Source organism: Paenarthrobacter sp., assembly GCF_031180005.1.
Classification (GTDB): domain Bacteria; phylum Actinomycetota; class Actinomycetes; order Actinomycetales; family Micrococcaceae; genus Arthrobacter.
The window spans coordinates 20,908-27,370 of the sequence record NZ_JAPSHI010000034.1; the positions used below are offsets into that span (position 1 = coordinate 20,908).

General features: G+C 60.4%; 4 protein-coding genes and 1 pseudogene. 2 read left to right on the forward strand and 3 right to left on the reverse strand.

Translation table 11 applies throughout. The annotated features are described in order from the left end of the window. The first annotated feature begins 1 nt into the window (after nucleotide 1). Nucleotides 2-1,690 (forward strand): DUF2142 domain-containing protein, encoded by a 1,689-nt coding sequence (locus tag RIF72_RS17980; RefSeq protein ID WP_309076193.1) that lies wholly within the window; start codon nucleotides 2-4, stop codon nucleotides 1,688-1,690. A 488-nt stretch (nucleotides 1,691-2,178) separates the two neighbouring features. Here the strand turns inward: RIF72_RS17980 and RIF72_RS17985 are convergent, their stop codons facing one another. Continuing rightward, nucleotides 2,179-2,676: a GtrA family protein gene (locus RIF72_RS17985; RefSeq protein ID WP_309076194.1), complete on the reverse strand. Its 498-nt coding sequence runs from the start codon at nucleotides 2,674-2,676 to the stop codon at nucleotides 2,179-2,181. Between the two features lie 74 nt (nucleotides 2,677-2,750). Here RIF72_RS17985 and RIF72_RS17990 point away from each other — a divergent pair, with 74 nt between their 5' ends. Next, a complete protein-coding gene (locus tag RIF72_RS17990) occupies nucleotides 2,751-4,325 on the forward strand; it encodes a DUF2142 domain-containing protein (protein ID WP_309076195.1) in 1,575 nt (524 codons plus the stop codon). On the opposite strand, the gene RIF72_RS17995 is transcribed toward RIF72_RS17990, so the two are convergent. Next, entirely contained in the window at nucleotides 4,322-6,340 is a 2,019-nt protein-coding gene (locus RIF72_RS17995) for a glycosyltransferase (RefSeq protein WP_309076196.1), read from the reverse strand. The genes RIF72_RS17990 and RIF72_RS17995 overlap by 4 nt on opposite strands. Further along, nucleotides 6,337-6,463 (reverse strand): annotated as a pseudogene (locus tag RIF72_RS18000) (UDP-galactopyranose mutase); the annotation flags it as partial. The gene RIF72_RS17995 and the pseudogene RIF72_RS18000, both read right to left, overlap by 4 nt.

Consider the following 6,463-nt stretch of genomic DNA (forward strand, 5'->3'; position numbering starts at 1 on the left):
AATGCTGTTTGAAAATGTTCGACGACGTTCCCTGCCGCGGCCACTCCCGACTTTCGGTTTACTTTCCGCGCTTTTCTTCCTTCTCTTCGGCCTGTGGTCCGCTGCCACTCCCCTGATGGCTGTCCCGGATGAGCCGGCGCACACCATCCGGGCAGCTGCAGTGGTTCGCGGGCAGGTTTTGATAGAAGAAGGCACCTCCTTTGGACACGGTGTACATGTACGGGTGCCCAACTACATAGCCAGCCTCCACGATCAAAGTTGCTACAAGTTCAACCGCGGCCAGGCGGCCGACTGCGCCGCACCAATATATGCGGACGATACCTTCACCAACCTTGCGGTAACTTCCGCCGGCTCCTACAACCCGATGTACTACTGGGTCGTGGGCCTGCCGACCCTGGTCCTGTCCGGCGCCCCCGCACTTTACGCCATGCGCCTGGTGAGTGCCGCGCTTTGCGCTGTCTTCTTTGCCGCAGGATTTACTGCACTTACGGAACTGCGGCGCCCGAAGTACCCGGTACTGGTGGCTGCGCTGGCCATGACGCCCATGGTCCTGTTCCTTGGCGGAGGAATCAACCCGAACGCGCTGGAGATTGCCGCCACAATGGCGGCGTTCTCGGGGTTCGTGGTGGTTCTGGATAACTGGCGGAACACTAAACGGGTCATCCCGGCGCTGGTTACTGTAGCCGTCGCGACCGTTGCACTTGCCAATGCCCGCCAAATTTCCCTTGTTTGGTTGCTGTGCGCGTTGGTCATCGGCGTTTGCTCCTTCAAACTACGGCATACCTGGACGGTGCTGAAGGATAAAAGAGTCCTGACCGCGGTTGGTTTGGCAGTCCCTGGTGCCCTGCTGGGTTTCCTGTGGATGTATGTATCTGCCAATGGACCAGCGAACGTCGGTGTGGCGCCGGAAGGCATCGCCAACCCCCAGCCGGATGTCCCCCTGTACCGCAGCTTCATGATCATGCTGGACCGCACCTACGATTTCTTCCCCCAGTACATCGGCATCATGGGGTGGCTTGATACGCCCGCGCCCGAATTGGTGACACTTATTTGGGGAGGACTCATGATGGCGGCCTTGCTGCTCCCCTTCTGCGTCCGGCCTCTTCGGCATTGGACCGGCTACTGGGTCGCCCTGGCAATGCTCTATTTCGTACCGGCCGTTCTGCAGGCAGCCCTCTGGCGCGGCATGGGCTTCATCTGGCAGGGACGCTATACGCTTCCCCTCATCGTCGTTCTCTTCATTACCGTCGGCCTGGGCCTGCGCAAGCTCCGGTTCGGGAGCAACCCCTTGGCCCTTCAGCTTTCGCGGGTTGGTTTCTGGCTGGTTGTCTTCTGCCACACGCTTACCTTCGTGTATGTCCTGCGCCGGTATGTGGTTGGCATCAGTGAAGTGGCAAACTGGCAGACGCTCTTCACTTCGCCGGACTGGCATCCTCCGCTTGGTTGGCTCCCCCTCTCGATTGCCTACTTGCTGGTAACGGCATTCGCGGCACTGCTGCTGTTCCGATACCTCCACGGCGGCTACCCCTTGGTGGACCGGGCCGGCGGGTCCAGCTTCCGGAACGTTCCCTCCGGAAGGAAACGCCAAACAGAGCCGGCTGGCAGGATCGCGACGCCTGCTTCCGCTGCTGATATTGGTGCGGAATCCGGACAGGCGGTTGAACCGCCGCGCTCCCACGCCGCCCCGTAGCTCTCCTTGCCGCCCGGAACTCCGGCCGTGCCTTGTCCATAGTTGGGACGGACGGACCCGGGCGCTGACAGGTGCGCCAATGTCACACCCGTCCCCGTGCCGCATAAGGGATATTTGGGGCGCAGGTGGTACGGGCGACGAACCGACGGGTAGCGTTCCTGAGGGGCAGGACCTCAGACAGGAAACGTTGTGTTGCCCTGGGCCGCTGGAAGAGCGAAGACAGCCGGCCAGCCTGCGCTGGCTGGGGTGCGGGGTCATTGGAGGCTTAGCGACTCAGCTGCGCGGCAGGATCGGTGGCGGACGAAGTTGGCATCCGAATGCGGGTTCGATGCTGAATGCGCCGACTCTTCCATGCTGACGATGTACCGGGCAGGAGCCCATCTACGGAGGGCTTCCTGCCACATCCGTGCCCATCTCGACTGACGGCGTTCGAACCTTGGCCTGCCTCAACCTTGCATGGATCAGCAGGGAAGAAGAGAGCGGACGCCTCAGTCCTGTGCAGGTTCCTCGGCCGCGGCAGGGTCCTGGGCGACCCGCTGAAATATCCAGTGCCGGTAAAGGAAGTAGTTCCAGACAGTGGTCAGGATCGTCGCAGTGGTTTTGCCAATAACGTAGGACCAGCCAAGGGCATCAAAGCCAATGACAATGACGTCGCTGACCGCTATGTTGAAGACGACCAGGAGCAGATACTTGACGGCACTGATACTTCCCTTGTTGGTCGCACGGAAAGTGAAGACCCTCTGCAGGAAGAAGTTGAAAATGAGGCTGACGATGAAAGCGATGGGCGTAGCCAACCAGAGGGCAACCCCGAAGACTTCATAGAGAAGCACCAAAAGGCCCAAGTCAAGTGCAAACGACAGACCGCCGACCAAAAGGAACCTGACGATGGCGTTTTGGTACAGTCCCAGCGCGAAGCCCGGGACCAAAGGGGGTACCGCAGGCGAGTCTTGGGACGATGACGATGCACCAGAGGCAGAACTGCGCATCGTGTGTTTGTCCTCCAGGGGGTTTAGGCGCGGAGATTCCAAGTGGTCACCTCCAAAGTATGGTTAAACCTATCATGCATAAATCCATCACCTCGTTGTTGACTCCGGCGCCCAGACTCTCCTCGACAACGCAAAAACGACCCTCGCCGCTCCGCGTTTTGCTGGTTGCCTGGTTGCTGTTCGGCTGCATTGGAAGCCTTTGGACCTTCGCCTCCCCCTTGATGTCCATTCCGGACGAACCGGCCCATGCCATTAAAGCAGCGGCCGTTGCCCGCGGTCAGTTCAGCGGCAACACCACTGGCAAGCAGGGAGAGCAGCTGACGGTAAGCGTTCCCGGCTACATCGCCGATCTGCACGATTACAAATGCTTCGCCCACAAGTCCGACGTGACGCCAGCCTGCGCACAGCCCATTGACGCAACAGACCGAGGGTGGAGAGCCGCCACGACGTCCGCCGGCAACTACAACCCCGTGTATTACGGAATCGTCGGGCTTGGAAGCCGGGGACTCAGCGGTGAAGCGGCCATCTACGCCATGCGGTTGATCAGCACCTGGCTGGTGGCCTTTTTCCTGGCCGCCATCTTTTGCGCGGCGTCGTCCCTGCGCCGCTTTCATCGGCCAGTCATCGCCGCCTCAGTTGCCTTGACCCCTGCCGTCTTTTTCCTCACTGGTTCAATTAACCCCAGCGCCCTGGAAATTGCGTCCACTGCTGCCTTGTTCATGACTCTGTGCGCCATCCTGGAGCAATCAGCGGGCAAAGTCCCCATCAGCCGCCTGCTCTTGGTTACGCTGACGTTGTCCGGGGCACTGCTGGCCCACACCCGCCCGCTTTCGCTTCTCTGGTTGGCCATCGCTGCCCTCTCAGCGGTGATTTGCTTCAGGCTGAACACGTTTCTGCAGACCCTGAAGATCAGGGGCTTTCAGCTCGCACTGGCGGGAATCGCGCTCTCCAGCCTGTTTGCTTTATGGTGGGTCAGCTCAGCCAAAAGTTTTGAAAGCCTGCTCACCGGCGCCCCCATACCGTCGGACGTAGCCGCCGTCGCAATGCTCGACAAGACAGTCTTCTTCATGGTGGAGTATGTGGGCGTTCTGGGGTGGATTGACACCCTGCCTCCTCCTGCGGCTTTGTATACCTGGGTACTGGGCTTCGGCGCGATGCTCATCCTCGCCTACACCGCGCGCCCGGTTCGGGGCCGCTGGGCAATGGCACTCTTGACCCTGACCGTAATAATCGTGCCCTTGGCACTGCAGGCAGCTACGAGCGAGCAACTCGGTTGGATCTGGCAGGGCCGTTATACCCTGGCTATGGTCGTCACGCTCATCCTTGCCGCCGGCGTTGCAACCCGGTTCCGCCAATACAGAGTCACCCCTTGGACGAAATCCCTGGTGCGGTGGGGTCTGGTCCTGGGCATCCTGGCACACACATATGTATTCCTCGAAGGCCTGAGGCGGTACACCATCGGCATCCAGGCCCACGTCAACTGGACAGAGATGTTCGAGCCTTTGTGGCAACCGCCGGGCGGCTGGCAGCTGCTCACGCTTGCTTATATTGCGGTGTTGGCAGCAGGTGGCGTATGCGTCTACCGGCTTCTGGCCATCAAGCCGGCACCCCGGGCGGAGACCAGCCCTAGCACGGATGCGCTGAGTTAACTGCCGCCTGCCCTGCTGGCAGGGGAAGTCCGTTCCTTCTCCGGCGTAGGATCTTCGTTGAAGGTCCTACGCCACGCCTCCATGGATACCAACCCAGGTAAAGCGGCCCGATAGGTCCTGGCGAGGGAGTCCCAGTTCCAATACAGCCGGGCATGTTGCAGTCCCGCCCGCTTGAGCATGGTTTTCAACTTTGTGGGACTCCGCTTGTACCATGATGCCGCCGTCCCCTCAGCGTTTGAAACGATGACGGAATCGTAATGGGCAATGCGGAACCAACGATTGTCCAAATGGGCCAGATAGGCTTGCGGGCGCTCCAGGGACTCCCGGCCCGGCTCCCGTAACAGCTGCCGGGCGACTGTCTTCAAACCCCACTTCACCATGTCCTTCTTGGCGGGCATCCCGGGATTCGTCGCCGTGGACAGTCCCATGCCAAGTGCCGGCGCAGGAAAGGAGTCGACGTCCTCGTGCATCCTTGCGTCCGAGTAGGAGTCACGCATCCCGTTGATCATCGCCAACTTGGTGCGCAGTGTGGGATACAGATGCCCGGGGCCGCTCAGGAGGTCATCCCGGGCGGACAATCTATTGTGCGCAGTGAAGTACTGAAGTGATACAAGGTGCTTGACGTCTTCCTGGAATGACTCCCGAAGTACGTTGCCGCCCTTTGCAAGCGGGCTGTGGAGCAGCGCCGTGATCAGGCGGTTTCGGTTGTGGAAATAGGCCTGCCACCCAACCAGGTCGTCCTTATCAATCCACGATATATGCCACAGGGCCGCGCCGGGGAGGGAGACGGTCCTGTAACCCGCAGCTTGGGCCCGCAAACCATACTCGGAGTCATCCCACTTTATGAACAACGGGAGGGGTAGCCCGATATCGCGGATAATCGACGTGGGGACCAGGCACATCCACCACCCGTTGTAGTCGACGTCGAAACGCCTATGCAGCCAAGGGGTTTGTCGCAGGTTGGAAACACTGAAATCGTGACGCATCTGCATGTCCTGATGCGGCTGGCTGGGCGAGAACCGGCGGGCATCGATTGTCTCGCCCATCGAATAGAGGGTGCTTCTGCTGTACAGATCAAACATGTGGCCCCCGACGATTGTCGGGCGCTTGCAAAGCCCGGCAAAAGCAATCATCCGCATGATGCTTTCGGGCTCTATGACGACGTCGTCATCCAGCAGGAGAACGTAGTCGCTTTCGTTCTCCACTGCCTCATACATGCCCCGTGCAAAGCCCCCGGATCCCCCCAGGTTTGCCTGGTTGATAATCCGCAACTTCGGCCCGATCGAAGCGGCGACCTCACTGAAGCCCGGCAGCTCCGCGACTTTTTTGGTTCCCTGGTCGACGATGAGCACCTCCCGGGCCAGCTCGAGCGCTTCAGGATGCTCGGCCAGCGCCCGGATATTGGCAAGGCAGAAGTCCGGCTTGTCCATGGTGGTGATCTGGATCGTCACTGTCGCATCGGCGCGTGGCTGGGAGGCCGCCTCCCAGCGAGCCTCGGTAAGAACCAAGTCCCCCTTGCTTGATGCCAGGTCGAACCAGAACCATCCACCGTCGCCGAACGGCTTCAGGGACAAGTGGAATTCGGTCCGTGTTTCCCCGTTTACTTTGGCTCCGTCCACCCGTTGCAGGGTTCCCCGCGCGTTGGACTTGTAGACGCTGATGGAACCATGCCCGGACGTTTCAACTACCAGACGCACCTCCCGGAGGTGGGTCCAGCGGCGCCAGTAGCTCGCCGGGAAGGCGTTGAAGTAGGTTCCCAGCGAGAGCTGTTCACCGGACCGGACCCGGACGGAATAGCGGGAAAGCAGATCGTCGAAGTGCAGTTCCTTCGGACTCGACCCCACAAGATGAAGCTTTTGTTCAACCGGCTTGGAGTTGCGGGCGAATTCGTCGCTTTCCCGCATGCGGACCCCGGTTGCCGGGCCGGCGTCGGCGTAAAGGGACATCGTGTCCACTCCCGACTCCGGAGGGAAAACAACCCTCTGAAGCGTTGACCAGCCCGGCCCTTCAGTCATGCGTCGACGCCTCCGCTTTCCAGCTTCACGCCGCTTTCAAAGTGGGGCCTGATCTTGTTATCGAACATGCTGAGTGCCGATCCAATCGCCATGTGCATGTCAAGGTACTTGTAGGTTCCCAGC

What these genes read in the sequence shown, in the direction of transcription:
- RIF72_RS17995 (WP_309076196.1), bottom strand. Translation starts at nt 6,340, where the DNA reads ATGACTGAAGGGCCGGGCTGGTCAACGCTTCAGAGGGTTGTTTTCCCT.
- RIF72_RS17980 (WP_309076193.1), top strand. Translation starts at nt 2, where the DNA reads ATGCTGTTTGAAAATGTTCGACGACGTTCCCTGCCGCGGCCACTCCCG.
- RIF72_RS17990 (WP_309076195.1), top strand. Translation starts at nt 2,751, where the DNA reads ATGCATAAATCCATCACCTCGTTGTTGACTCCGGCGCCCAGACTCTCC.
- RIF72_RS17985 (WP_309076194.1), bottom strand. Translation starts at nt 2,676, where the DNA reads ATGCGCAGTTCTGCCTCTGGTGCATCGTCATCGTCCCAAGACTCGCCT.